The organism is Desulfosporosinus youngiae DSM 17734 (genome assembly GCF_000244895.1).
GTDB classification, from domain to species: Bacteria; Bacillota; Desulfitobacteriia; order Desulfitobacteriales; family Desulfitobacteriaceae; genus Desulfosporosinus; species Desulfosporosinus youngiae.
The window spans coordinates 4921527-4948107 of sequence record NZ_CM001441.1; the positions used below are offsets into that span (position 1 = coordinate 4921527).

Here is a 26581-nt window from a genome sequence, read left to right on the forward strand (position 1 = left end):
TTTTTTTCCTCTATATTTATGTACAGCCATCACCGGCCCAATTACCTTGACAGCTACACCTTAAACTTTGATATTGCTTCAGAAAGGTTATTTGCCTGCTCGCTTAATTGAGCCATAGTTTGGTTTACTTGTTCCAGCTCACTTGACACATTGCCGGAAGCGGCGGCAACCTCTTCAGCTCCTGACGCTCCCTGTCCAATCGTTTGGGTTACATCATTTATCGCTACAGCCACAGCATTAACGACTTCTGTCAATTGTTTTGCAGTCCCTGCAAATCCTTCGGTAAGTGTAAAGACAGTTTTAGCATCATATTCATATTGATTACCGGTTTGCACTAATTTACTATAGTCTGGTGCTACCACATCATTGATGAACGTTAATACATTAGCGGCACCTTTAGATAAGTTTTCAGTCGCATTGATAACCTGCCCCACTAACTGTTCAATTTCTTGGACAGTCTTAGAGGATTGTTCTGCTAACTTACGGACCTCTTCGGCGACTACTGCAAACCCTCTGCCATTTTCACCTGCCCTTGCTGCCTCAATCGCGGCGTTTAATGCTAATAAATTGGTTTGATCCGCTATTCCGGAAATAGATTTCGCGAGATCTGCAATCTTCTTCACGACCATAGATTCTTCAATAGCCTTTGCTAAAGCTTGTTCTTCTTTCTCATAAATCCCGGCAGCCTTTGTTTGAGCTGTTATTGCTTCAGTTTTAAGCTCTAGAGCCCGTTTTTCTATTTCTTTCGCCTCTTGACTGCCTTGGAGCGCCATTTGCTCCAGTTCTTTGATCGAAGCCTTAAGCTCATCACTGGAGGCAGATATTTCCTCAGCTGCCGCAGCCATCTCCTGCAAACCTGCAGAAACCTGCTCAGTGGAAGCGGCAATTTCCTCAGAGCTGCTGGCAACATTTGTGACGGCATCGGCAGAATCTGTTGCCGCTTGGTTTACGTCTTGAGTTATACCCATAGACTTTTTAATCAATTCTCTAAGGCTATTGGCTGCTTTCCCTAAGTTGGTGACAAGCATCCCAATTTCGTCTTTGCCTGCCGAAACTTCGATAGTAAAGTCTCCTTGGGCCAATGCTTCCGCTACCGCTTGGCCTTTTGCCAGAGAGCCTCGGAACGTGCGAACTACAATGATTAGCACAACAACCGAGATGACTATGGACGCGGCTAGCATGATGATGGTGAAACGGATAATATTACCAACCAAAGCGGGAGCTTTGGCTGCCTCGCCTTGTAACTGGTCCTGCTGGTACGCAACATACTCATTTATGGCCTTTTGAGCGGCCTCATTGTCAACCGATCCAACCTGGGTCATATATTGAGTTGCAGCCGCTTGCCCCTGGGTCTTATACAGTTCTACTATTTTCGGCGGGTGGGGAGCATATTTACCCGTCGCTGTTATGACAGGATCAAGCACTGCTTTATTGATAGAATGCTCCTGCAAAAACTTTAAGTCCTGATCGCTTTCAGCTATGGCATCCTGTAGTTCTTGAAGAAACTTCTCGTTGCCTGTAGCCAGATACCCGCGAATTCCAGCCGCTTGTCTGGCAAATTGAAGGGACAAGTTCTGTGCCGTTGATTGCATGGGAACACGTTGATTGTTAAGGTTCTGCACAACCCCGCCCAAACTCGTTACCATTGAATACACTACACCCACGATTACAGTCATAAGCAAGATTAGCACAATATAGCTGGCAAGAAGTTTTGTCGATAGTTTCAAGGTCAATTCCCCTCCAAATTCTCATTTAATAAATAATGCTGAGACATTAAGCATAAGTAATAATTGATCATTAACCTTTCCTATGCCCATCAAATAGTTCTCATCTCCCTTTCTCCATAATACAAATTATACCAACAAATAATAACATCTATATTACATATTCATTACAAAGCGACAATAAAAATAGTTCTGGCATTCATCCAGAACTACACCAAATTTATCCGATGACTACCAGCCCTAAGACTCCCATCTTCTATAAGTACGAAAACATCCGGTGACGAAACCCGGGTGAGGGTTTCGCCCAAGCCGCCTGCTCCAAAGAAAAGCATAACGGCGCAGGTTGCTTTTGCCGAACCGCAAATTACATAGAACAACTTTAGCGGTGAGGATGAGATAACGGCTGCTACGTCCCTGGATAAGTTTTTCTAAGCTTGTACATGAAAATCCCGCCCGCCCCTTATAATACAGCGTCATCGAATTCCGGATAGGACGGTAGAAACACGATAAATTTTGCTCCCCGCCCTTCATCGGAAATCACAGTGATCTTACCACAATGAGCTTCAACGATTTTTTTAACCACTGCAAGACCCAAACCAGAACCGGATTGTTCATGTTGAAGCGCAACATTGACTTGAAAGAAAGGATTGAAAATCAGTTCCTGCATATTTTTAGGTATCCCAATTCCATAATCGGCAACTTCAATTAGGACTCCCTCAACCGGCTCATAGGTACTTGCTACGTTAAAATGCACTTTATCCCCATAATTACTGCACTTTATTGCATTGTTTAAGAGATTTTGCATAACACACTTAACCATTCTCCGATCCGCAATAATTAGGTTAGTATCTGCTATGCTTGTAATCATTCGGAGATTTTTTCTCAGATAAATAGAGCTCATACCGTTAGCAACTTCTGCAGCCAAAACAGATACATCAACTTCACCTAGAAGCAGCGAGGATTTTCCCTCTGCCTCGAGTTTAGAAAAGTCTAGCAGATTCTCAACAATCGATGTTAACTGGTTTGAAGCATAGAGGATATTATCTACCCTCTCCGCCTGATCGGGGTTGAGTTCACCAATTTTCTCATCTTTCAACTCTTGACCATAAGCGGAGATTATCGTCAGTGGCGTTTTCATATCATGGCTCATAAAGGCTAAAAATTCACTTTTTGCTTGACTAGAGTTGTCCGCCTTTAACTTTGCAGCATTTAATTCAAGGTTTGTTTTTTCTAAATCTATTGTCCTCTTTTTGACTCTTTCTTCAAGACCGTTGATCAGTATATATAATTCTTCTGCCATCTTATTAAATGCAGTTAACAATTTGCCAATTTCATCATTTTTAAAGACGACCGTTCTCTGCAAAAAATCTCCTCTGGAAAACTTTTCTGTTGCGTTGATTAAATTGTTGATGGGCTCAAGGATTTTTGCTGAGCTTTTCCAATATATAAGCAAAGATATAATTAAGGCAAGGATTGCTAAAAAAATCAAAAAATGAACACTTCTCATTATTTCAACTGTAAACTGACTTTCAGGAATAGCCGTTATAATTAACCAATCTAACCCTTCTGTTTTATATTCAGCAAGTTTTATATGAAGTATATCATTTTCCGTTTCTATTATAAAATTAGTTTCTGAATTCTTTTTATTCGCTTGAAACGCCTCTCTTATGGATTTGTTATCAATTTCTTCAATTGTTACTCTTTTAATAATATCCTTATCAAGAGTTTTAAAATTAGACCTTCCCATCGAATTTGCAACTAATTCACCGGAACCTTTCTCCACAATATAAACGGCGGTCCTCTTGTCTTTTACAATTTCTTTTAAATGATTATCTATATTAGAAAGAGGAATATGGGTCCCCATAACCCCTTGAAGAGCACCGTTTCGATTAACAATAGGAGAAGCTATGGAAATAGCTAAATCATCCATTTCATAATGTTTATAAATAGGTGAAACTACTGTTTTACCTTTTTCTTTTGCAATTTTATACCAATCTCTAGTCCGGCAGTCAAATTTTTCGGTCTCTATTATAAATTCTCCAGCCGTCAAATCTGTCGCAGTAGCATAATAACGGGTTTTTCCATTTGTATCCGCATTGTTTTCCATAATCTCAATTTTATTTTTTTCATTTCTGCGCGCTCCGTAATATTCACCATTTTCTGTACCATAGCTAAAACTATAGACTTCTTCGTCATATAATTTTATGCCTCCTGCAAAGAACATTTCTCGCTTTTTCTTATCCTCTAAATCCACCATTTTATTTTCTATTAAACTATGATTTGCATTATTTCTGGCTAAAGATGCCTGAAAGATTCTTTCAATTTTATATATAATTTCTTCACTTGAGTCCTCCACTATTTTAGTAATAATATTCTTGGCAGATACTCTCCAGCTCAAAAAAACTAAACATATTATTGTACTAAACGTGATAATCATAAGCATGTATGAAATAATCATTGTACTTCTCAGCGAAATCCTTCTTTTCCCCATTTCTTCACCCATTCTGAATAAATGTTAGAATCAATCATATATTCGTATGAAAAAGAGAGATAAGACAAATTAATTATATAATAGAATAATACTCAGCTTAAGAATGAGATGAGTATTATAACTAAATTCAACTTCAATGGGCTCTATATTCAATATTCTATCTCCGGTGGTATAAGCGAGGGTATGTAATTAGAGCTATTGTAAATACCCTGGGTTATTCCCAAACTATGGCTCGAAATGTACTTGGATGTGGTACTATGCTCAGACAGGCGTAGAACAAGGAACATATCCTATAAGAGCAGGATTCGAGTTTGCCAATAGAGTTAGAACAAGTGGTATTTGGGACTACAAACAGGGATTCCAAAGAGGTTATTTATATAATTATAACGGTTCAAGTCTAACAGGAGAAGATCTAGGTAATATGCCTTATGGCTACATCATTTTCTGCTATATATGACTCCCGTTTCTCCTCGGGAATTCCCAGGAGGATAATCGCCTGGATGTAACTCAAATTCGGAATCGATTCCGAATTTGAACCGCCCTGGGCGGCGGTCAGCTTGGCTCATCCTCTGCAAGAGGCCTATCAGTTATTCCGTTCGCCATGATTTTCGAGCTCCTCTTCCTATTCATAGCTTTTCTGGAGGAGAAGCCCCTATAAGACAAGACGGATTTGAACAATCTTACTCATAGTCTATGGGTTCAAGCCCTCATTTGTGACAAAAATAAGGACAAGCCGTAAAGAGCATAGGCACTTTGCGGCTTGTCCTTATTTTTGTCACAAATATCCAGACAAGGGTAACCCCTGCCGGACAAGGTGCATAAGATAATAAAGGCCGACCAAGGCCTGGCCGGGCAAATCCAAAACATGAGGAAATAATGAAGCAGCAACCACATTATTCAATTTGCTGGAATATCTGTTGGTATCCGTGACCCGGAATAACCGCTTTGACCTGACCAACCATGGCAGCTCAAATTCGGAATCGATTCCGAATTTGAGCAGAAACCAGACAACGATCCTCCCCTTAAGATAATGCTCAAACTAATCTAATGCTTTTTCCCAGATGGATATCAATTGACAGCTAAGCCAATTCGACTTTATGTAAAATACTTCAATAACTCATTATCTAAGGTAAAACCACCTGGCCCGTTTGTTATTGAAAACCAATCGCCGTGTTTTCGCATTTACAGAACACTTCTTAAATAACGCTTGTCCTCTAATTATTTACTGTCAAATGTCATATTCTCGTATATTGTTATACCAAGTATCTTAATTTCGATTCCCGTGTCGTATCCATCAGCTTCTCCGAGCGCATGATAATTTGTTATGCTGTATAAGACTGCCCGAAATTTAACAGTTCCACCGTCTTTATAGCTCAGTGGAATTGGAATCATCAAAATCAGAGCAATAATAATAATGGCGATTCTGATTACCTTTTTCTTCATCATCCTCCCCCTTCACATAATATAATCATCTATGCTTCGCTTTTCTCTACTGTATTATATAACACATTTTTTAAGTACCCTAAGTGGCGTTCAAGCCATATCTATTAATTCAGAACAATTGTAGCGTCCCGCCCATCAATTCTTTAATTCTTCAATATCTTTCACTTATAGTATACGGCTATAAAGAAGATGAGGCATGTCTTTGTTTTTATAATGTTTAATAAACTGCTTCTTTATGGACATACCAAGTCTTTCAGCCACTTTTCTTGAAGCCTTATTCTCCGGACGAATTTGTGCCGTAATTTCATTTAGATGTAAACTATTAAAAGCATAATCAACACAAGCAGAAGCAGCTTCAAAGGCATACCCATTTCCCCAATATGATTTTCTGTAAATATAACCAACTCCGACATAGTTTTCATCATCTGCTTGTTCAGAAATTAACCCAGTGACGCCAACTAACTTATTAGACACTTTTTCTATCACTGCCCAGTAACTATAGCGGTCCCTATTATACCTCATAATATTTTTGTCAATCCACTGCACTACTTCCTCATTAGAAAAGGCATGTTCCCAAGCATACATAACCTCAATGTCCTGCAAAATTGCGCAAACAGAACTATAATCATCTGTCTTTATTTTCCGCATGTACAAACGGGGAGTTTGCAAAATAACCATGCTAAAATTTCTCCTATCAAATATTTAAGTTTTCTCAATTATAAACCAAAACTTGTAATTACTAAACAACAGGGTATAGCACTAACACATAGCGCGATACCCTGTTTCATTTTGAGTTAAAGTTAATCTAATTACAAATCCTCCGAAAATTTACCCGTCTTGACACATTACTACACCTGTAATAAAATTCTTACAGGTGTTATATTTTTATTTAATCCTCTTCTAAAATCTAAACCTATTTGACTGTTTGGAAAGGAGGAACAAGAAATAAATGATAAAAATGATTTAAAACCAACCTCCCCTTCCGGAGATGAATTACTCACGATTTTGGAAGCAATAGCAAACCCACATCGACTAAAAATTATTGCATTGCTAAGAGGAAGGCGTATCCACGTAAGTCAACTTGCCCGTGAGGTTATGATCAGCCGGCCATTGCTCTATATGCATTTAAAACGTTTGGAAAATGCCGGATTAGTAACGAACAAAATAGAATTATCAGAAGATGGAAAAGCAATGAATTATTACGAATTAATACCCTTTGCATTTAATATAAGTTCCGAGAGCATTGCAGAAGCGGTTAAAACGCTTACTACTAAAAATACCGGCGGCACCACCTTGGAGGTTACTGATGAAAGGGGAAATAATAAATGAATGAACAAATTATTGGCATTGGCGAAATGGGATTTGTGCTGTTTATTCTAACGCTAATTACCATAGTTATTGTAGTTCTTATATCACAAATATTTAAAAGCTTGCGGGCTAGGGCTTCAAGTATGGCCGAAATTGCCCGGGACGAGGCTTATCGTAAACTAGCCGAAGAGTCTATTTTAGTTCAGCGTAAAATGGCCGAAGGTCAACAGACGATTGTTAACGATTTATCCGAAATGAAGGCCCGTATTAATGCTATAGAAAAAATTCTTCGCGAGGTTGGTTAAATGAAGTGAGTAGAACAATAAATGCCGAAAGGAGCTCGGTGAAAGATGATAGGTAATGGTATGAAATGGTTGCGTACTTTACATATTATATCTGCAAGCGTATGGTTCGGGGCAACGGTATGTATAGGCGTTCTCGCTGTTATAATTTTTTTCAATCTAGGTGAATCCGATTTTCTAAAAGCTGCTCCTTTAATACCGAATCTATATCAAAAAATTATCTTACCCATAGCTATTTTTACAATGATCCAAGGGTTAGTATACGGATTTTTTACAAGATGGGGATTCTTTAAATACGGATGGGTACTTTTAAAATGGATTTTTACGTTTTTACTTATACCATGTATTGGTGTTGGAACTATTGGTCAACTATTTTCAGTAATAGATAAGGTAAACACATCCGGCTTTAATGGCGGCTTTTCTGATGGAGGACTTGTTCTTCTATTTATATCCTTGCAGATATTAACTATGCTAATTATGATTGGTATATCGGTTTTCAAGCCGAAGAGTAATTATACGACCAAGCAGAATTCGAAAACTGCATAATGCTTCATATAGGGCAAACACCGAAGGTTAATAATTCCCTATCCATAAAATCGCTCAGTTTCATAGGCTGAGTAATTTTAATTGTTTCTCATGAGAATTCATATCGTCTGCCATACAAACACTGTCCCTATCAAGAATCATCTCTGCTTTTTACATTATGGAATACTTTAATTTCTTTTAGCCTTGATATATTCAATAGCTTCCTTGCCGGTTATGTGCTCAATGTCAATTGCAATCATATAAGCTTGCGTACATCCGGATACTTCCTTATGTTTAACTTCTTCAGGCTGGTCTGCCGAATACTTTTCAACTAAGGCTTTCATGGCTTCCAACCATTCATCACCTTCGACAAATCTTGCTTTACCAAAAGCAATAACGCTACGGAAATAAGAAGTGAATTTTTCACTTACGATTGTATCTTCATCTATTACTGAAAAAGATACCTTTGGGTTCTGCGTAATAGCATCGATTTTATGACCAGCTTTTGCTGAATGAAAATAGATTTTGCCATTGAAGTAGACATAGCTGAGTGGAACTGCATAAGGATAATCTTCATCACCCGAACATGCCAAGACACCATTTGTGCATCTGTTCATAACAGCCATAGTGTCTTCCATTGATAACAATTGCTTACCTCTTCTCATCTCTCTAAACATTAATTATTTCCTCGCTTTCATCGCCTAATCATTCATTTTTTATTTCATTATACAGCAGATACAATTTTCAATCCTATAATTCCCAAACGATAAATCTGATAAAGATTAACTTTATAAGATCGACAAGTTCTTTGAATCGTATTATTCTCAAAATTACAGCACCAACTGTACCAATACCTGTCTAAATTGCGTAAGCCGTCCCCAAAGAAGCCCTGCCATAGCTAACAATGCCCATTTTATATCTTTCACTCCTTTCTTAGCCAAAAATATAAAACCCGGAAGATACTTATAATATCTCCCGGGTTTTTATTCAATATGATGAAATTACAAGTTAACTTGTCGTTATGCAAAGTGCACTTTACATCTATGATATTACATGTTATAGTTCATTTAAAGGAGGGCGATAGTTTGGATGAAACTATACAACTAAAGAACCGTTTAAAAATTGCACGTGCTGAAAAAAATCTGTCACAGGAACAACTTGCTATACTTGCAAGAGTAACACGACAAACTATTAGTTCTATTGAAACTGGTCAATATTGCCCTACTGCAAAGTTGGCGTTAATACTTTCAAAGGTGCTTGATAAAAAATTCGAAGATTTATTTTACTTTGAGGAGGATAAAAAACTATGATTAAGAAGATGGTTGAAAAAGATGAACGAACAGCTTTTATTGAAAATACAAGTTTCTCATACGGATATAAGTTCCTTGCATTTGCGTTACTTCTTGATATTATGTTCAGGTCTTTCCGGTTAAATGAAGCACCATGGGACTTATTTACAATAATTATTATGAGTGGTTTCGCTATGGTAGTATATCAGTATAAACAAAAGATATTAGGAAAAAGTTGGATTAAGACTGTTGGTTCAACAATTATAATTAGCATTATCTCTGCTATAATCTTAGCATTAATCTTAGTTTAAGAGACTTAATTAGGATTCCGTATAAAATCCCTTATCCCTTTTCTACTGCAAAAGCCAAGGAGAACTCTCCTTGGCTTAAATATTCAATAAATATATACTTCAATTCAATACCATCTCGCCACTGGTTTTGAAGAAATTCTATCCGTTCAGGGTCTATCCATGTAACGGTTTATACCGACTGCTTCGCGACTATTTTTCACACGGGTCTGCCGTCTCCGCGCTTCCACAAGCTATTTCAACTCTATTTTTACCGCATTGTTTGGCCAAATAAAGTGCTTTATCCGCAAGGGAATAGTAATCCTCTAAATTTTTAATATCACGCAGTAAAGATACACCGAAGCTGGAAGTAATTCTTAATGTAATCGACCCTATGGTAAATCTTTTTTCCATAATTAATTTTCTTAGTCTTTCGGCAAAAGCATATCCTCCTTCCAAAGAAGTTTCGGGCATAAGGATAACAAATTCTTCTCCACCAAACCTGGATACAGTATCTGATTCTCTAACGTTGTTTTCTAAAAGAGCGGCCAGTTGCCTAAGTATATTGTCACCTACCGGATGACCGTATGTATCATTAACGTTTTTAAAGTTATCAATGTCTAAAATTATAATAACCGATTCATGACCCTGGCGTTGCATTGAAGAAAATTCTTGTTTAATCAATTTGTCAAAAAAGCGCCTATTAGGTAAGCCAGTAAGTGGGTCATAATATGCCATTTGTTCTAATTGTTTTTGTTGAATTTCAATGCGCCACTTTTGGGTTATATTGGTGTAATTATAATGCCACAGAATAATGCTAAGCAAGAAACCAATTCCAATGGCAGTAATTCCGTTGACTCTATTCGAAAGCAGCACCTGCTGGTTGGTTATAGTTAACGCTATTAAATAATAATACGCCACATACGAGGTTAAATATATTACAAAGGAAATTAATGGTCTAATTAAAAAAACAGATCCACTGACAATGCAAATTAATAAAAAAGGTGTGATATTAGTCGTTACCAGTTGATCAAACGTGACTATTGCAATACCAGAAGCCATAATAACAATCACAGCAATGTATTGCAATACGAACATGGTTGTATTTGGTTCTATTTTATTTTTCAGTTTATAAGTTGTTAAAAAAAATCCAATCATAAAAATAAGCAATATAAAATGGGAGGCAATAATCCCTTGGCTCCACGTCTTCAAAACCAGTGTGTCATAGGATACGGTTAAAGTAAATAAAAAAATATTGATAATACGTAGCGGGATGGCAATAATTGATAAATAATAAATCCTTTGGATATTAATAAGTGCACATTCACCTAAGACGCTATTATTAGCCTGAAGAATTTTTGCAATTTTTTCCTTTAAGACTGCAAATGACCAGGGGTTTTTTGAAGTGTTTTTTATATATTTCACCCCCATTCTAATATTTCAATAGCGTATAGTGTGCCCTGCGGTGTTTGAGAATAATTCTTCGTTTTTGTTTCTATGTTATGACTTCCTTTAGGTCTAATCTCAGTTTAGACTATCATAAACACCTTGTTATGTCATCCAGGATTATCTCAGATCAGCTCAAAGTCTATAACCTTTGCAACGTCTTTTAGACTAAACAAAATTGTTATTAATAAAACTATGTTTCAAAAGTCCTAAGCAAAACCGAGTCCTCCCAAAGGATATCATAAAAAATCTCCAAAAACTTGATAATCAGGAAAAACAGGGTACTGTCTCTTTGAAAAGTGACAATACCCTTTGCTTTAGTTTTTATAATATCTTTTTAAATCAGTATACTATCTCTGGAATCTCAATCTTACTATTCAGCTTACTTCGATTGGTCTTTGTTGAAAAAGAGGATTTGATCTGATTTACCGCTCTTCGGCTCAAATTACCCCCACCTGAAGTCTTCATGAATCACGTAAACGCTTGGCTATATCGCTGGCACTGTACAAAACGTTTGTAATGATTACCCGCTCTTCTCTGATATGGAAGAATACAGAATACAGAAAAGTTGTCAACAGGCATTTGCCTGAGTCCCAGCGCATGTTCTTCTTCTGTCTCCATTAACTTCACACGTTCCGGGAACGTATCAAGAGTTTCGATTGCGTCAGCTATTCTGTTATACTGTCCCATGGCCGCTTCCGGTGCCTGTAGCTTCTCTACGATATAATTATAAATCTCCTCCATATCGGAAAGCGCCATATCAGTTATCTGAATCTTATACTGCTTCACGCGTGTGTCTTCCGAAATCTCTGAAAGGCAGCAGATGCATCCTGCACATTACCTTTTTCGATATCGTTGTACCCTTCCTTTAACTTCGCATGAATTTCATCCGTTGTCATTAAATCGGCGTTTACTGAAACCGGTGCTTTCGGCAGCGTTACAGCGAAAGGTATTCCGCCAGTCATTGAAATCTGCTTCAGATAGATATCTATCGCTGTGGACATAGGTATGCCGAGTTGTGAAAGGACTTCCTCAGCCCTTCTTTTTACGTCAGGATTAACTCTTAAATTTAAAGTCGTAGTTTTTTCCAGGTTAATTCATCTCCTTCTGATAGTATTAACGCTTTTGTCGTTACTTCTCAACTGGACTTCAACCATAAGTACCCCCAAAATTCCACAAACCCAGTAATCAAGCCATATCCAACACGCGTTGTAGTATAGACTTTTACAATATTTATCCTTGAAAGTGGTCGGAATAGATTGATTTTTAAGGATGACCCCTTATAATTGTAGTGTAGACCTATGAGGAGGGATCACCTTGTTTGTAAAAGTTACGCCACGTACCAAGGGCGGGAAAACTTATTATTTTGCCGAATTAGTTGAGGCTTACCGCGAAGGCGGCAAGGTAAAACATAAACGAATTTTATACTTTGGTAGTGTAGACCTAGAGATTGCTGAAAAACTTAAAATTGTATTCTCTAAGGATTTTGATTCGTTTACCAACATTAATAAAGTGGATTTTTTGAGTGCAGTACCCTATGGTTCCTTTTTCTTGATTCACTCTATCTTTGAAAGACTTAAGATGTTCCCTCTTTTTAAGAAACACTTTGTTTCAAAGGATAAACATATTACGATTGACACGGCATTAACCTGCCTGATGACCATGATTTTTCAGCGTATTATTCAACCCGATAGTAAATTGGCTTTGACGGAGTGGCTCGATGCTACTCCCGTTCGCCATTTTCTTCTCGATGGTGAGAAGGTCCCTGATCTACAAACGATTTACCGTTCTCTTGAGGTTTTAAACGATAATTATCCTGTCGTAGAGCAGTGTCTTTATGATTTTGCCAAATTAGTTTTCCACCAGAACATGCAGGAGCTTTACTACGATATTACCAGTTCTTATTTTGAAGGTCATCAATGTATCATCTCAGACTACGGGTATTCTCGTGACCACAGAGGTGATCGGGAACAACTTGTTATCGGCCTAGTTACTACCCCGGACGGGTTTCCAATTAAATGTAACATCTACTCGGGTAATACTTCCGATAAAACGACTGTGCCAAGAATTGTGGAGGAACTAAAGAATACCTACCAGATCAAAGAATTCATTTTTGTCGGGGATAGAGGAATGTTAAGCGACAAAAATATTAAAGCGATTATCGGCCTGGAACAGAAATACGTTATGGCGATTCCGAGGGCCTGGAGCAAGAAATACCTCATAGATATTGCTATCGATGAAACTCAGATGCAGGAGATTCAGGACAATCTCTTTGTTCGGTTTTTGCCTCCCATTGATGGTCAAAGGTTCCTGTTATGTCTAAATACTCAGAAGAGAACTGATGATACAGAGTACCGAAATCATTGTATAGAGGCTATTAAAGAAGGGCTCAATACCTTAAACAAGACCTTAATTGAGGATAAAAAAAGCCGTATTAAGACACGCGATGAAGCGATGAAAAAGGTCGGCGCGATCTTAAAGCAAAACAAAACAGGCAAATATTTTGATGTTCAAGGCAAAGAAGACACTAACAGCCCCTTAGGATTTGTTTTGGAGTACAGTCTAAAATCGGATAAAGTAGAATCGGATCAACGTCTGGACGGTACGTTTGTCATTCAAACGAATGAACAGGGTTACGAGGGCGAGAAGCTTGTCAAAATATACAAAAACCTAAATAAGGTTGAGACGGCTTTTCGCATCATTAAGAATGACTTAGATATTCGACCGATGTATCATAGGAAAGAAGCGAGGGTCAAAGGACATATCTATGTCTGTGTATTAGCTTATTTTACAATTATTGCGCTTGAAACCATTGCCCATCGGAAGAATGTGAAGAAATCGGCACGTAAGATCTTAAGCGAATTAAATAAGATTGGCTTGATAGAAATTCTTCTTCCCACTGGAGAAAAAAGATATTCCTTGACGACGATTGGTAAAGACCAACGACGATTACTTAATACCTATGACATTAAAAAGATCGGACTGCCAGATGTAGTCTAGAAATTTTTTCGGAAATCCGCATCGTGTGGGCTTTTAGCTTAATTTATGGTTGAATCCCAGTCTCAATAAAAATCTTAACTATTGTAAGCTTTCCTACAAAACAGGGTACTGACCCTTAAAAATATGAAGTGTCAGTACCCTTGTTCTATTTTTATAGACGCTTCTCAAAGCCTTAGCACATAAGGTTTGATGAGCTTACTTGTATCATTTTAAGCCTTACTTCGATTGCACCTTGTTGATAACAGCGGCCTGAGCCGCAGCTATCAAAAAGGACCTATCTCTACTTTTTCACATTATGGCACACTCCCTGCAAATGCAGCAATATCAGCACTTTCAGGCATTTTTTTAGTTTTCATCAATATCACTCAACGCATCCGCAAATTGCAAATGGTTGAAATATCCAGTCATATCAGCAGTTAACCTTTTTTATAGCGCTCTTCTGTATCAGAAAGGCTCTTTCTGATAATGGACGAAAGCTCGGCCGCAAGCTTCTCTTTCTGACTATCCGCATAAGGTTATGTGAATAATAAATAATCGAAGTCTTCATATATGCTCCAGTATGGACGGTTATTTAAAATACGTAAAAGCCCGTTTTTGGATTAACTTAAGTCAATGCGAACCGTTTAGAATGGATATATAATTTTGTTATCCGACCATAAGGGGAGGTTAAAATTATGGACAATCATTTATATTTTAAATCGCAAAATAAACTTGCCAGAATCGCGGGGCTCTTATACACGCTGATGATTCCCCTTGCCGCGTTCGGCATCATGTATGTCCCCGCGGCTCTTGTCACCGAGGGAAACGCGGAAGCGACGATAGCCAATGTGCTTGCAAACGGCAGTCTTTTTCAGCTCAGCGCGCTGAGCGCTTTGGTCGTGCAGGTCAGTCATATATTCATTGTCCTGTTATTGTATAAGCTCCTGAAGCCAGAAGCCATTACTAATAAGGCTTTGAGAGCTTCACCCATCTATTTATTTTAAACCTTACTTACTTCGATTGGTCTGTGTTGATCACGGCTGCCGGGGCAGCTGCTAGCAAAATAGACCAATCAACCTTTTTTTCACATTATGGAACACTTTTAGCAATAAAATCTGATTTCAGTTTCTTTAAAATGATTCTTCCACTCCGCACAAATCATGAAATATTGTGCAGCTATAATATTCAATAGCTCATTCAGCTCTTTTTGATGTATTCTGCTTCCGTTATTAGCAACAATACACCCGCCAGATGCCGTCAGCCATACCTTCGTCGCATTAGCATTCGGCTTACCTTTTCCTATATGCACGTGAATCGGTTCGTTATTTTCATTCGACCAAAAATACACGAGATATTCACCAATCCGAAACAGGCTAGGCAATTTGGATACCTCCTGCAGCAGCATATTTATATAGCAAGTGAGCATTGCTGTGTAAAAATTTATCGAAGTTCTCGATTTCTTTATCCGAAAATCCGCTTCGCTTTATCCATGTGTAAGCAGGCAAAGAACATCTGGCTGCGTCAAATCCGCCTTCTCTGGGGCGCTCGAAATGAACCTCCACACATTGCATACCATTTTCATCAATGATATGGGAATGTGTAATTTCGGTTTCGTCAGCTAAAGTCATATATGGATACATCATGGCTCATGACCTCCTATGCTTTTATGCCTATAGTATACCACAAATTGGATTTCTTTGTTCCCCTATCTCCGTTTTTCACATTGTGGAACACTTTCCGATAATACTTATAGGCAAAGAATATCAAAACCAATATTTCTTCATCTTAGATAGGAACTCTACCGTAATAGAGTAGCCTGAACTCTCACCAATCACAGAATCAATTCCACAATACGGACATATCGCTGTTCCATTTATATCTTTTATCCATTCTTCAATCTCATTGGGATTATAGATCTTTAGACAATAGAAACATCCACAGATTTTATCCTTTGACAATTGTTCTTTATGATTAGATGAAAATTCATGAGCATCAATATAATCCGGCATGACATTATCCTTCATACAAATTACTATTTTGCAAGAAAATCTTCATGTGCGTCAATTATCTTCATCGCCGTCAAGTCTCTGTTGCATCTCATCTATGCCGTGACTAAAATGATAGAACTCATTTTTTGTTGGAATTGTCTTGAAGTCTTTTGCAGGGATTCTATCAGAAAGTGTTCCATAATTCAACCCAAAGAACTGTCCCATAATACCTTGTTTTTAAAACTTATTGGTAAACAAACCACACCAATTGCTGATCTCTTCCTCACTCGCATCTGTTGATAAGAAAGATTGGATACATTGCTTCATTTCATCATACTTACCCAATGCCTCTTGCTCGCTGCCGGCAAATGTCGTATGCATCATTAAGCCGTATATACTGCAGGTAATAGCAAATGGTATGTCATGAGCATCTTTTTCCAAAGTAATTCGAGCTCCTTCACAGTGCTCTTCATCTTTTAGGATAATTCCACTTTCGCTTCCTTCTGTTCCTATGGTAAGACCATTATTAATTATATTCCACACTATTTGCTCCTGCTTTCTCTAAAACTTCCATTTCCATGATATGTATTAGCAAAACATAAAATTTGCTTTCCACAGTGTATGCATCGGATTATGTGCTCAATAATATCATCGTACCCGTGTCCACTTTCATCTTTTATTTTATCTTTAATTAGAATAAACCGTCTGTTCTACTAATTCCTGAATATATTCCCCACAATTCAAGTAATCAGTCGGATTATAAAATAAATCTCTTAATATAATGACCTTGCAGTTTTCACATATTATCTCAGATACTTCTGACATAGCAAACTCACATTTTTTATACAGCAATTGGCAATAACCCAATAGGACTAAAATAAGAAAACAGGGTAATGTATTATTTTGCATTACCCTGTAAACTATTAACGTCTATTTATTTTTCAATTAGTCTATTTGGCTGCAGCTATCAAAATAGACCTATCGCATTATGGGACACTTTTATTTTGCCAGCTTATAAAGTATAAACTGGTTCAGGGAAATACCCTCTTTTTTCGCATTCTCAATAAGCTCTTTATGCAGAGTTTTCGAAACGCAGGGATATCTTTCCGTTGTATTCTGTACGTCCAGCTATTTTTAAAAGTTCTGAATCTTCGGCATACGGTTCGACTTCGGGAATAGCTTTCAGCTTTTTTTCATATTCACGACCTCATTACTCATATATGCTTATAAAATTCTCCGCGTGGATGTATTGCTTCAATAAGTAATGATATTAGTTTTGATATCAATTGAGAATTCTATGCGGTAATGTTCAATTTTGAACCTGTATAAATCTGTCCCTTTAGGCGGCGTTTTCAAAAATTTGTTTTTGGATTTCCAAGTAACACTGTAAGTCAACAATTGCATTTTCGGAGGAAACAGGTTCACGGGAGATATTGAATTCGACCGAGTTTGCTTCTGCTAGTTTCCTTGTGTAATCAAAGACGAGATTTACAAGTGTATCAAATTGTTCAATTGAAAATTGAATGGTTACATTCCTGCTGTCGCTATTGATCTTCATTTCATCCAGTTCAGCCATTAGTCGCGCGATTATGTCTATGCTCATATTTCCGTTCCGAATAGCATCCAAATAGGCACAAAGGGATGCATTGTAAGTTTCTACCCATTTTGGTGCTTGAATTTCTGTTCCATGCTCGCTTCTTTTTTGTTTGCTCTTGCTATGAGCATACAAGGCAATACCCACTCCAACAGCAACTGCACCTAATCCGATTAGTATGGTCTGTGGTTTCTTAAGTATCTTTACCGCTTTTACTAATGCGCCAGATTCAGTTTCTGGTAATGAAACGTCTTTTAGATGCTCAAATATCCCGCCCGTCGCATTGTAAATAACGCCGCCATGCCTAACAAGGTCACCTGACAACAGTCCAGCCATTGCTTGTTCCGAAATCTCAAAAGCGGGTTGTATAATAGCCATTGAATTGCCTCCTATTTCAGCAGTTGCCATTTGAAGAGCACAGAGGAACGGTTCTGCTGTGCAAACTGAATCTTCTTTCTAACACAACAGAACCGTCCATTTGTGTTGTTATATTTATTAGGTATGAGAATTTATTAAGTCAGCTATTTCTTGAGCAATTTCATCCACTGTATTGATAGCTGTATTACGAGCAAGTTTATCTGCCAAAGAAGGACTATAATCAATCACTTCTTTTTTAGTAATATTGTGCCAGATAGGGAGAATTACTTGCTCTCCAGATACCGCCCTTGTAATAATTCCGTCAAGCTCATAATTAGCCCAACCTTTGCCAATAAAATTACGGGAAAGAACGACAATACCAAACCTGCTATTAGCAAGCCCTTTGTCAATTTTTCTACGCAGACTATCCCCAATCTTTAGTTCAAATTCGTCATACCATACTTTTAAACCATAATCTTTTAGGGAATGAGCCAATGGCCTGACTATATCGTCTTTGTCCTCCGAAGCGTGGGATATAAAAACATCATATTCAGGAGTAAAATCATCATCTCTGTCAATCTGATTCCGCACCAGTGATGGAATTGATGAAAGTGGTCTCTCTGTTAATGTTGGTAACGGGTTTGGCAATACCCTAATAGATGAGCGCACTGTACCTACTAGACCACGCATATCAACTGCGACATGCCAGTGTCCGTTATTAGGAATCTGCAATCTGACAGGTGATTTTTTTGCTAAGCCGCCTATGTATCTGTAATTTCTACCATTTTTATAATTACTTAGATTGCTACTATCTAAAAGCTGTACGTTTGCAGCACTTCCAGATAGAGTTATTTCAACAATCTGTCCTCTTTCCATTTGCCCCAAATCATAATGAGTAAATTGCATTCCTGCCATACTGAACGAACCTCCCCTTTATTCGTTACCAATTTTTGCTTAATGTATATAATTATACACGATTCCTCAGAAATTGTAGCCTTTTTCTTTCTTGAATGTTTTAACCTAAAAATTGTTTCACAAAACGTGGTATCGAAGTTATTATCTGTGAAATAGGCAAATTATTTTTTACGCACCAAAAACTGTCCCATAATTCAAACCTAAAAAATGTCCCATAATGCATGTTTTTTTGATTTTGAATCACTAAAAAGGATTGTTTTTATCAAAAAACAAGGTGCTGAAAGCCAAAAATTCGCTTGTCAGCACCCTGTTTATTATTCTTGTAAAATCATCTCAAGTCCTCATGTTACGAGGCTTTTACTCTGCGTTCATTTTTATTTTTGCCCCAGATTGCCCGTCCCTATTGCTGCCTGAGCGGCGGCCAAGCGCGCTATGGGTACACGGAAGGGGGAACAAGAGACATAATCGAGTCCAACGATATGGCAGAATTCGACAGAGTTAGGTTCCCCACCGTGCTCGCCACAAATACCTAGGCCGAGATTAGAGTTGGCGTTTCTGCCCAAATTGACACCAATATTGATCAGCTTCCCTACCCCATCCCGATCAAGCACAACGAAAGGATCTGTTTTCAAGAGATTCTTATCCAGATAAGTCGGCAGGAACTTTCCTTGAGCATCATCACGGGACAAGCCCATGGTCATCTGAGTGAGATCATTCGTGCCAAAGGAGAAGAAGTCTGCAACTTTTCCGATCTCATCCGCCAGGAGAGCCGCCCGCGGTACCTCAATCATGGTTCCAACGTGATATTGAATTTGAACATTTTGTTCTTTCATTACTTCAGCCGCGGTGTCATCCACCAGCTTACGCATCATCAGGAATTCTTCTTTTCCCATAACGAGCGGGATCATGACTTCCGGATGAATGTCATACCCTTCCTTTACCAAGCGAGCGCTGGCCTGGAAGATGGCCCGGGCTTGCATAACTGTGATTTCCGGGAAGGAGACCCCCAGACGGCAACCCCTGTGGCCAAGCATGGGATTTAGTTCGGATAAAGCCCTAACCTTGCGCAGTAAGGACTCTTTGGCCTGTAAAGCATCCGGATTATCTTTGCTCATTCTGAGTTTCGTGATCTCTACAACCAATTCCTCAGAATGGGGGAGAAACTCATGGAGGGGAGGATCAAGCAAGCGAATAGTCACAGGGAAGCCCTGCATAGCTTTCAAAATACCATAGAAGTCTTCTTCCTGCATCGGTAAGAGCTTCGCTAAAGCATTTTCCCGCTCTTCCAAGGTTTGTGCCAGGATCATCTCCTGCACGATCGGTATCCGTTCGGGGTCCATAAACATATGCTCCGTCCGAGTCAATCCGATCCCAACTGCTCCGAAATCCCGAGCGTTCTTCGCTTCCGTCGGACTATCTGCATTTGCCATGACCTTGAGCCGGGAAATTTCATCAGCCCAGCTTAGGAACTCTTTAAATCCTTCGCTCAGCTCCGGATCGACCATGGATACTTCTCCCTTGATGACTCGCCCGGTGGCTCCATCAATGGACATAATCGTTCCTTGAGGATACTCTGCCCCATCAATAGCAACTAAACCTTGAGTATAGTCAATCTTCAAGGCGTCGCATCCGCAGACAGCAGGCTTACCCATATGACGGGAAACGACCGCCGCATGACTCGTCATACCGCCGCGACTGGTTAATATACCTTGGGCAGCCAAAATGCCACGGATATCATCGGGGGTGGTTTCCGTCCGAACCAGAATCACTTTCTCCCCTAAATTACCTAAGCGTTCCGCTTCCTCTGCGCTTAGGACAATTCTGCCGGATGCGGCCCCCGGAGAAGCCGGAAGCCCTTTAGCCACCACTTGCAGCTTGGCATCCGTATCCATGCGGCGATGTAATAAGTGGTCTAACTGGTCCGGTTCAATCCTCATTACTGCTTCCTCTTTGGTGATCACGCCTTCATGGAAAAGTTCCACCGCTACACGGATCGCCGCTGAAGCTGTTCGTTTGCCGTTTCGGGTTTGGAGCATATAGAGTTTGCCCCGTTCAATGGTAAATTCTATATCCTGCATATCCCGATAATGAGCCTCTAAGCGCTTGGAGATATCGACAAACTGCTGATAGATTTCCGGATTTTCCTGAGCCAAGGTGGCAATCGGGTTTGGCGTCCGTATACCGGCTACCACGTCTTCCCCTTGGGCATTCATCAGATATTCACCATACAATACACTTTCCCCAGTGGATGGGTTGCGGGTAAAGGCCACGCCTGTTCCTGAATCGGAGCCCATGTTTCCGAAAACCATGGATTGAACATTAACGGCCGTTCCGATATCATGAGGGATATTGTTAATTTTACGATACACATTGGCACGATCATTATTCCACGAACGAAAAACGGCGATAACAGCTTGCTTTAGCTGTTCCCTGGGATCCATGGGAAAGGGGGCACCGGTTTTACGTTCGATTTTTTTCTTATATTCACTGACCATCCATTTGAGACTCTCGGCGGAGAGTTCGGAGTCATAGCGAACTCCTTGTTTCTCTTTGGCAGTTTCTAAAATCTGTTCAAAGTTATAATGTTCTACTTCTAAGACCACATCTCCAAACATTTGGATAAAGCGGCGGTAACAATCCCAAGCGAAACGCTCGTTTTGCGTGTTAGCAGTCAAGGCTTCTACAGTATCATCATTCAGTCCCAAATTAAGAACGGTATCCATCATACCCGGCATCGAGAACTTCGCCCCGGACCTGACTGATACAAGGAGCGGGTTTTTCTTATCCCCAAAAAGTTTATCTGAAACTTTCTCAACTTCAGCCAAAGCCGGCCAGACTTGCTCCCAAATACCTTCCGGGAACTTCTCCCCATTGTTGTAATACTCATTACACGCTTCGGTTGTAATCGTAAATCCCGGAGGAACCGGCAGACCGATTTGGGTCATCTCTGCTAAATTAGCTCCTTTTCCTCCCAACAAGTCGCGCATAGAAGCTTTACCTTCTTGAAATAAGTATACATACTTCTTATTCATTTCTGTCCCCCTTAAATAATATCTCTAATACAATACTCGCGGTTTCTTCAACCGCTTTCCCGGTAGCGTCAATAATTGGGCAGCCGATACGTTTCATGATGCCCCGGGCATATTCCAACTCTCGCATAATTCGATCCAGGTTAGCGTAATCCGCAGTCGCACCCAAGCCAAGGGTTTTTAAGCGCTCTGTTCGAATTTGGTTGAGTAATTCTGGACGTAAGGTTAACCCGATTATTTTCCGCGACGAAATACTAAACAGTTCATCGGGGGGGTTAACTTCGGGAACTAAAGGAATGTTTGCGGCCTTGAGACCTTTATGTGCCAAATACATGCTAAGCGGGGTTTTTGAGGTTCTTGAGACACCGATCAGAACAACGTCTGCAAAAAGAACCCCGCGGGGATCTTTGCCGTCATCATATTTGACAGCGAATTCGATAGCCTCCACCTTCCGGAAATACTGTTCATCTAAACGATGGATAATGTTCGGAGTATGGGTAGGATCCATACCGGTTTGACTGGCAATGACTCCAATAAGCGGCCCTAATATATCGACGGTTTTGAGCCCTCTCTCTGACGCCCTTTTCTCCAAGTATTCCCGAAGGTCCTTTAGTACAAGGGTATAAACCAAGATAGCTTGCTCAGCCGCAGCTTCTTCCATAATATCTTCTAAATGCACCTGATCCCGTACATAGGGAACCCGGCGAATCCGAGTTTTTACACCAATAAATTGTGCCGCTGCCGCCCGACTTACAAACTCAGCCGTCTCTCCAAGTGCATCAGAAATGACATAAATTACAGACGTTTGAGTGGCCACATTTACACCTCCGAATTATTCGAAGTCCTCCGACCTCCAACTTTGACTCTGTCCTAAAACTTCAGCTTCCGATTTCAGCCCTCCGGCTTCAGTCTCGTCCATTAACTCAAACCATGAGCCACGATCCGGCCTCCGGCTTTCCGATCTCTGATTTCTGTCTAAATTGATTACTCAGCTTCCGATATCTCTACAAAGAGCTTAGTGACATTTGTCTTTGTAAACCGGCCCACGACCTCATAACACTCGTTCCCGTTCTCATCCACATACTCTTCTACCACCGGTAAGCTGTCAACCTGATGTTGGACCAATTTTTTTGCAGCACTCAAAACAGGTTCATCTAGAGTAGCCATGTATATGTTTGGCATGCGTGTCATTATGACCCCGACCGGAACTTGCTGAAGATCCATTTTTCCGATAGAAGCTTTTAAAATATCTTTTCGTGAGATCATTCCTAAAAGAACCCTGTCTTCCCGAACCACTGTCAGACTCCCTACATTTTGCGTAAACATCGTAACCGCCGCTTCATAGATACTGGCATCTTCCAGTACAGTAACCGGCATTGACTTAAATGCGCAGACTCGGAGCTGAAGCATGCGTTCCATAATAGGAGAAGGCCCGAGATCTTCACGATAAGAATACCCGACGCGCGGTCTGGCTACTAAGACTCCTGACATCGTTAAAATGGTTAAATCCGGGCGGAGAGTAGCTCTCGTCAAATTCAACATTGCTGCAATCTTTTCACCCGTAATGGAACCTGATGCTTTCACGATCTCCACAATTCGCTGTTGCCGTTCCGTCCATTCCAACCAATTTCACCTCTTATGTTCTTGCTCTGGCTTTAATGTGACATACTAATAAAGTTCGATTCGATCGATTATACCATATAATATTGTTCATTGAATAGATAGTGTTACCTGTAAAACCTATAAATTTTTATCAATATAAAAACACTCCTGTCAAAAACAAGAGTGTTTTTATTAATATAGCGGCTTGGTTTTGTATGACAAGTGGCTATCAACGAATACTCAGGTATCAGTTTTAAGCCAAAACACTTAACTCACCCAAGCATCCCAGCATCTTCACACATTGCCCAAGTAAAGCCAGGCGTGCCTTTTTCAAGTCCTCATCGTCAACCATAATCATGACCGCCTGGAAAAGAGCTTCGATTTGCGGGACTATTTCCCACGCCAAATCATAGGCCTCCTCATAATTTCCCAGTTCAATCATTTCATCAAATCCTTGTTTACGAGCAGAAATCCCCTTGGCTAAGGCTATTTCTGTCTCGTCGACCAAATGAGCCGGATTCAACTCCTGTGCCGCTTCTTTTTTGGTAAGGTTAAAGCAGCGGGTATACGCTTGGGCATATAGACTAAAGGCTTCTTCCACTCGTTTTTCGGAAAGCACCCGAGCCCTTTTCACAACACGGTTAATATTGTCACTGCCGAGCACCAAAACTGCATCAACCGTATCATAGCGCAAACCTTGTTCCAGCAGCACGAAACGCACCCTCTGCTGGAAAAAATCCTGCAGCAAGGGCAAGATGTTCCCCGCCGGCAAAAGAACCGTTCCCTGCTTCTCCAGAAGGCTGTAGGACTCCCGTATAAGCTCAGTTAAGGAAAGCTCCCAGCCCGAATCTAACAGAATGGCAACAATCCCTTGAGCCTGCCGTCTCAGGGCGTAGGGATCTTGAGATCCCGTAGGCTGAATCCCGATACTGAAGGCTCCGACAATCGCATCCAGCTTATCTGCCAGACTGACCACGCGTCCTGAATCAGAGGCAGGTGCCGCATCCCCTGCGAAGCGAGGTTGATAGTGCTCAAGTATCCCTTGACAAACCTCAGCTTTCTCTCCGCTCGCTTTGGCATAGTCTGCCCCCATGATCCCTTGCAGTTCGGGGAAATCACTGACCATTAGGGTTACCAGATCCGCCTTTGCCAAATAAGCCGTTCGATCGATCTGTTCCTGTTTAGCCCCTTCAAAGCCCTGCCGCTCTGCCATGAAGCGTGATAAGCCGCGTAAGCGTTCAACCCGTTGTTCGACCGTACCCAGTTTCTCGTGATAAACAATTTTCCCCAGTTTAGGAACTAAATCTGCCAGAGAAACCTTTTGATCTTCTCTATAATAGAAAGCGGCATCTTCCAAGCGGGCTTTCAGCACTTTCTCATTTCCGGCTTTTACTGTGTCCAACGCAAAATCACTCCCGTTGCGCACCGTAATAAAATAGGGCAGAAGTGTTCCGTCCTTGGCACGGACAGGGAAATAACGTTGATGTTCCCGCATCGGAGTTGTAATTACAGCCTCCGGCAAATGCATATACTGAGAAGCCACTTCCCCTAATAGGGCTGTCGGGTATTCCACAAGGTGAATGACTTCACCCAGAAGTTCTTCATCGGAAGGCACCTCACCACCGACGTTCTCAGCAAGGATTTTTAATTGAGCCAGGATGACAGCCTTTCTCTCTTCAGGATCAATGATTACATAAGCTTGGCGTAAAGCTTCCCGATACTCAGAGGGCCGGCCGATCAGCACTTCCTCCGTCGCCAGGGTACGATGTCCGCGCGAAACCCGTCCCGATTTCAGACCTACGAACTCAAAGGGAACAACCTCCGATCCATAAAGTGCAACAATCCAACGGATAGGCCGGGCAAAACGAAAATCAAGTTCTCCCCAACGCATTGGCTTCGGAAAATGCAATGAGTTAATAAGGTCAACAGCAAGCTGAGGCAGGAGCGCTTTGGTCTCAAGCCCAATTTCTGATTTCCGCGCAAAGACATAGGGTATCCCATTGACTTCTTGTACAAAAAGAGTTTCTACCGAGACCCCTTGTCCTCTGGCAAAACCTTGAGCCGCTTTTGTCGGGGCCCCGCCGGCATCATAGGCCGCTTTGACGGCAGGTCCTTTAACCTCCAGGGATAAATCCTCTTGGCTTTCCGCAAGATCTATGACCCAAAGTGCCAGACGACGCGGAGTGGCGAAAACCTTTATTTCCTTAAATGTTAAGCGGAGTTCCGTCAAACGTTTGCGTGCCTGTTCTTCCAGTTGGGTCAAAGCCCCCGGAGAGAATTTTGCGGGGATTTCTTCTGTTCCGATTTCAAGCAAAAAATCCTTGGCCATCTTACTTCACCCCTTTCAAAGAGTTCGTCTTCAGCAAAGGGAAACCCAGCTTCTCCCGCTGCTCAACATAAGCCTGAGCACAAAGACGAGCCAGCGCCCGTACACGAGCAATGTAGCTTGTACGTTCTGTGACACTGATAGCTCCGCGAGCGTCCAAAAGGTTAAAGGTATGGGAGCACTTAAGCACGTAATCATAGGCGGGAAGTACCAAACCCTTCTCCACAACCCGCTTGGCCTCTTTCTCATACATATCAAACCAGGTTTGCAAAGCCTCAATATCTGCCACTTCAAAATTATAATGAGAGTAATCAATTTCGTTCTGAAGATAAATATCACCATAAGTGACATCTCCAACCCATTCTATATCATAGACATTATCTTTGTTTTGAATATAGGTCGTCAGACGCTCCAAGCCATAAGTGATCTCTGCACAGACTGGTTTACAGTCAATTCCGCCGCACTGTTGGAAATACGTAAATTGAGTCACTTCCATGCCATCGAGCCAGACTTCCCAGCCTAACCCCCACGCACCTAACGTTGGAGACTCCCAATTATCTTCGACAAAACGGATATCATGCTCCTGCGGATTAATTCCTAACCGCTCCAAACTCTGCAAGTATAGTTCCTGAACATTGTCCGGAGAGGGCTTGAGAATAACTTGGTATTGGAAATAGTGCTGCAAGCGATTGGGATTTTCCCCATATCGTCCATCGGTCGGTCTGCGGGACGGCTCGACATAGGCCACATTCCATGGTTCAGGCCCCAGAGCCCTTAGAAAGGTTGCGGGATTCATCGTGCCGGCCCCTTTTTCTACATCATACGGCTGCGCAATAATGCACCCTTGTTCTCCCCAAAACTGGTTAAGAGACAGGATAATATCTTGAAACTTCATAGTTAAGCCTCCTTATATAATGGAATCGGTCTGATATACTACACTAATACCTTCAGCATCCAACGAGCAAGTGAACGGGAA

At 40.5% G+C, this 26581-nt stretch carries 28 protein-coding genes; 7 read left to right on the forward strand and 21 right to left on the reverse strand.

Translation table 11 applies throughout. The features are described 5' to 3' along the window. Nucleotides 1-53: 53 nt before the first annotated feature. The 5 genes from DESYODRAFT_RS22850 to DESYODRAFT_RS22870 form a co-directional block, all read right to left on the reverse strand. A complete protein-coding gene (locus DESYODRAFT_RS22850) occupies nucleotides 54-1727 on the reverse strand; it encodes a methyl-accepting chemotaxis protein (RefSeq protein WP_007786707.1) in 1674 nt (557 codons plus the stop codon). Between the two features lie 457 nt (nucleotides 1728-2184). Beyond that, the gene (locus DESYODRAFT_RS22855) at nucleotides 2185-4227 is read right to left on the reverse strand and encodes a sensor histidine kinase (protein ID WP_083842213.1); all 2043 of its coding nucleotides are present in this window, start codon (nucleotides 4225-4227) and stop codon (nucleotides 2185-2187) included. Between the two features lie 400 nt (nucleotides 4228-4627). Then, nucleotides 4628-4771, reverse strand: coding sequence for a DUF3102 domain-containing protein (locus tag DESYODRAFT_RS27670; protein ID WP_083842214.1), 144 nt, complete (start codon nucleotides 4769-4771; stop codon nucleotides 4628-4630). Between the two features lie 662 nt (nucleotides 4772-5433). Then, nucleotides 5434-5661 (reverse strand): hypothetical protein, encoded by a 228-nt coding sequence (locus DESYODRAFT_RS22865; protein WP_242833505.1) that lies wholly within the window; start codon nucleotides 5659-5661, stop codon nucleotides 5434-5436. Nucleotides 5662-5823: 162 nt separating this feature from the next. After that, complete coding sequence (locus tag DESYODRAFT_RS22870) at nucleotides 5824-6336, reverse strand: GNAT family N-acetyltransferase (RefSeq protein ID WP_007786710.1); 513 nt, start codon at nucleotides 6334-6336, stop codon at nucleotides 5824-5826. 327 nt (nucleotides 6337-6663) lie between these two features. On the opposite strand from DESYODRAFT_RS22870, the gene DESYODRAFT_RS22875 reads away from it, so the two are divergent. The 3 genes from DESYODRAFT_RS22875 to DESYODRAFT_RS22885 are packed head-to-tail and all read left to right on the forward strand — an operon-like array spanning nucleotide 6664 to nucleotide 7814. Then, nucleotides 6664-6987, forward strand: coding sequence for an ArsR/SmtB family transcription factor (locus tag DESYODRAFT_RS22875; protein WP_242833506.1), 324 nt, complete (start codon nucleotides 6664-6666; stop codon nucleotides 6985-6987). Beyond that, complete coding sequence (locus tag DESYODRAFT_RS22880) at nucleotides 6984-7271, forward strand: hypothetical protein (RefSeq protein ID WP_007786711.1); 288 nt, start codon at nucleotides 6984-6986, stop codon at nucleotides 7269-7271. The genes DESYODRAFT_RS22875 and DESYODRAFT_RS22880 overlap by 4 nt, the downstream gene beginning before the upstream one ends. Before the next feature lie 45 nt (nucleotides 7272-7316). Then, nucleotides 7317-7814 carry a hypothetical protein gene (locus DESYODRAFT_RS22885; protein WP_007786713.1) on the forward strand — a complete coding sequence of 166 codons (498 nt, stop codon included), beginning with the start codon at nucleotides 7317-7319 and terminating at the stop codon, nucleotides 7812-7814. A gap of 167 nt (nucleotides 7815-7981) precedes the next feature. Here DESYODRAFT_RS22885 and DESYODRAFT_RS22890 read toward each other — a convergent pair whose 3' ends face one another. Beyond that, entirely contained in the window at nucleotides 7982-8470 is a 489-nt protein-coding gene (locus DESYODRAFT_RS22890) for a pyridoxamine 5'-phosphate oxidase family protein (RefSeq protein ID WP_007786715.1), read from the reverse strand. Between the two features lie 408 nt (nucleotides 8471-8878). On the opposite strand from DESYODRAFT_RS22890, the gene DESYODRAFT_RS22895 reads away from it, so the two are divergent. Together DESYODRAFT_RS22895 and DESYODRAFT_RS22900 are read left to right on the forward strand one after the other, a co-directional pair. Next, on the forward strand, nucleotides 8879-9103 hold the full coding sequence (locus tag DESYODRAFT_RS22895; protein ID WP_007786717.1) for a helix-turn-helix transcriptional regulator: 225 nt from the start codon (nucleotides 8879-8881) through the stop codon (nucleotides 9101-9103). Next, on the forward strand, nucleotides 9100-9393 hold the full coding sequence (locus DESYODRAFT_RS22900) for a hypothetical protein (protein ID WP_007786719.1): 294 nt from the start codon (nucleotides 9100-9102) through the stop codon (nucleotides 9391-9393). Before DESYODRAFT_RS22895 ends, DESYODRAFT_RS22900 begins: the two co-directional genes overlap by 4 nt. Nucleotides 9394-9582: 189 nt before the next feature. On the opposite strand, the gene DESYODRAFT_RS26770 is transcribed toward DESYODRAFT_RS22900, so the two are convergent. The 3 genes from DESYODRAFT_RS26770 to DESYODRAFT_RS22915 form a co-directional block, all read right to left on the reverse strand. Beyond that, the gene (locus DESYODRAFT_RS26770) at nucleotides 9583-10794 is read right to left on the reverse strand and encodes a GGDEF domain-containing protein (RefSeq protein ID WP_157137236.1); all 1212 of its coding nucleotides are present in this window, start codon (nucleotides 10792-10794) and stop codon (nucleotides 9583-9585) included. Between the two features lie 492 nt (nucleotides 10795-11286). Next, nucleotides 11287-11604, reverse strand: coding sequence for a type II toxin-antitoxin system RelE/ParE family toxin (locus DESYODRAFT_RS22910; protein ID WP_007786721.1), 318 nt, complete (start codon nucleotides 11602-11604; stop codon nucleotides 11287-11289). Next, nucleotides 11601-11912 carry a type II toxin-antitoxin system RelB/DinJ family antitoxin gene (locus DESYODRAFT_RS22915; RefSeq protein WP_427854329.1) on the reverse strand — a complete coding sequence of 104 codons (312 nt, stop codon included), beginning with the start codon at nucleotides 11910-11912 and terminating at the stop codon, nucleotides 11601-11603. The genes DESYODRAFT_RS22910 and DESYODRAFT_RS22915 overlap by 4 nt, the downstream gene beginning before the upstream one ends. Before the next feature lie 220 nt (nucleotides 11913-12132). Here DESYODRAFT_RS22915 and DESYODRAFT_RS22920 point away from each other — a divergent pair, with 220 nt between their 5' ends. Both DESYODRAFT_RS22920 and DESYODRAFT_RS22925 read left to right on the forward strand, forming a co-directional pair. Then, the gene (locus DESYODRAFT_RS22920; RefSeq protein WP_007782527.1) at nucleotides 12133-13815 is read left to right on the forward strand and encodes an IS1634 family transposase; all 1683 of its coding nucleotides are present in this window, start codon (nucleotides 12133-12135) and stop codon (nucleotides 13813-13815) included. Between the two features lie 674 nt (nucleotides 13816-14489). Continuing rightward, entirely contained in the window at nucleotides 14490-14798 is a 309-nt protein-coding gene (locus DESYODRAFT_RS22925; RefSeq protein WP_007786725.1) for a DUF4386 family protein, read from the forward strand. Nucleotides 14799-14896: 98 nt separating this feature from the next. Here the strand turns inward: DESYODRAFT_RS22925 and DESYODRAFT_RS22930 are convergent, their stop codons facing one another. From DESYODRAFT_RS22930 to glyQ, 12 genes are all read right to left on the reverse strand, one after another. Next, the gene (locus tag DESYODRAFT_RS22930) at nucleotides 14897-15175 is read right to left on the reverse strand and encodes a DUF4160 domain-containing protein (RefSeq protein WP_007786726.1); all 279 of its coding nucleotides are present in this window, start codon (nucleotides 15173-15175) and stop codon (nucleotides 14897-14899) included. Next, complete coding sequence (locus DESYODRAFT_RS22935) at nucleotides 15168-15437, reverse strand: hypothetical protein (RefSeq protein ID WP_007786727.1); 270 nt, start codon at nucleotides 15435-15437, stop codon at nucleotides 15168-15170. Before DESYODRAFT_RS22935 ends, DESYODRAFT_RS22930 begins: the two co-directional genes overlap by 8 nt. Nucleotides 15438-15557: 120 nt before the next feature. After that, nucleotides 15558-15803: a hypothetical protein gene (locus DESYODRAFT_RS22940; RefSeq protein ID WP_007786728.1), complete on the reverse strand. Its 246-nt coding sequence runs from the start codon at nucleotides 15801-15803 to the stop codon at nucleotides 15558-15560. A gap of 216 nt (nucleotides 15804-16019) precedes the next feature. Then, nucleotides 16020-16325, reverse strand: a complete 306-nt coding sequence (locus DESYODRAFT_RS22945) for a hypothetical protein (protein WP_007786730.1) — start codon at nucleotides 16323-16325, stop codon at nucleotides 16020-16022. Between the two features lie 456 nt (nucleotides 16326-16781). Then, nucleotides 16782-16910 carry a toxin-antitoxin system HicB family antitoxin gene (locus DESYODRAFT_RS30030; protein ID WP_083842267.1) on the reverse strand — a complete coding sequence of 43 codons (129 nt, stop codon included), beginning with the start codon at nucleotides 16908-16910 and terminating at the stop codon, nucleotides 16782-16784. A 211-nt stretch (nucleotides 16911-17121) separates the two neighbouring features. Continuing rightward, nucleotides 17122-17754 (reverse strand): hypothetical protein, encoded by a 633-nt coding sequence (locus tag DESYODRAFT_RS22950; RefSeq protein ID WP_007786732.1) that lies wholly within the window; start codon nucleotides 17752-17754, stop codon nucleotides 17122-17124. 117 nt (nucleotides 17755-17871) lie between these two features. Beyond that, entirely contained in the window at nucleotides 17872-18648 is a 777-nt protein-coding gene (locus DESYODRAFT_RS22955; protein WP_007786734.1) for a DUF1883 domain-containing protein, read from the reverse strand. Nucleotides 18649-19022: 374 nt separating this feature from the next. Next, nucleotides 19023-21680: a pyruvate, phosphate dikinase gene (gene ppdK / locus DESYODRAFT_RS22960; RefSeq protein ID WP_007786735.1), complete on the reverse strand. Its 2658-nt coding sequence runs from the start codon at nucleotides 21678-21680 to the stop codon at nucleotides 19023-19025. After that, nucleotides 21673-22494, reverse strand: a complete 822-nt coding sequence (locus tag DESYODRAFT_RS22965; RefSeq protein ID WP_007786736.1) for a pyruvate, water dikinase regulatory protein — start codon at nucleotides 22492-22494, stop codon at nucleotides 21673-21675. The genes ppdK and DESYODRAFT_RS22965 overlap by 8 nt, the downstream gene beginning before the upstream one ends. Nucleotides 22495-22661: 167 nt before the next feature. Next, the gene (gene ccpN, locus DESYODRAFT_RS22970) at nucleotides 22662-23300 is read right to left on the reverse strand and encodes a transcriptional regulator CcpN (RefSeq protein WP_007786737.1); all 639 of its coding nucleotides are present in this window, start codon (nucleotides 23298-23300) and stop codon (nucleotides 22662-22664) included. Nucleotides 23301-23532: 232 nt separating this feature from the next. Next, complete coding sequence (gene glyS, locus DESYODRAFT_RS22975; RefSeq protein ID WP_007786738.1) at nucleotides 23533-25608, reverse strand: glycine--tRNA ligase subunit beta; 2076 nt, start codon at nucleotides 25606-25608, stop codon at nucleotides 23533-23535. 1 nt (nucleotide 25609) lies between these two features. Further along, nucleotides 25610-26500: a glycine--tRNA ligase subunit alpha gene (glyQ, locus tag DESYODRAFT_RS22980; protein ID WP_007786739.1), complete on the reverse strand. Its 891-nt coding sequence runs from the start codon at nucleotides 26498-26500 to the stop codon at nucleotides 25610-25612. Nucleotides 26501-26581 lie beyond the last annotated feature (81 nt).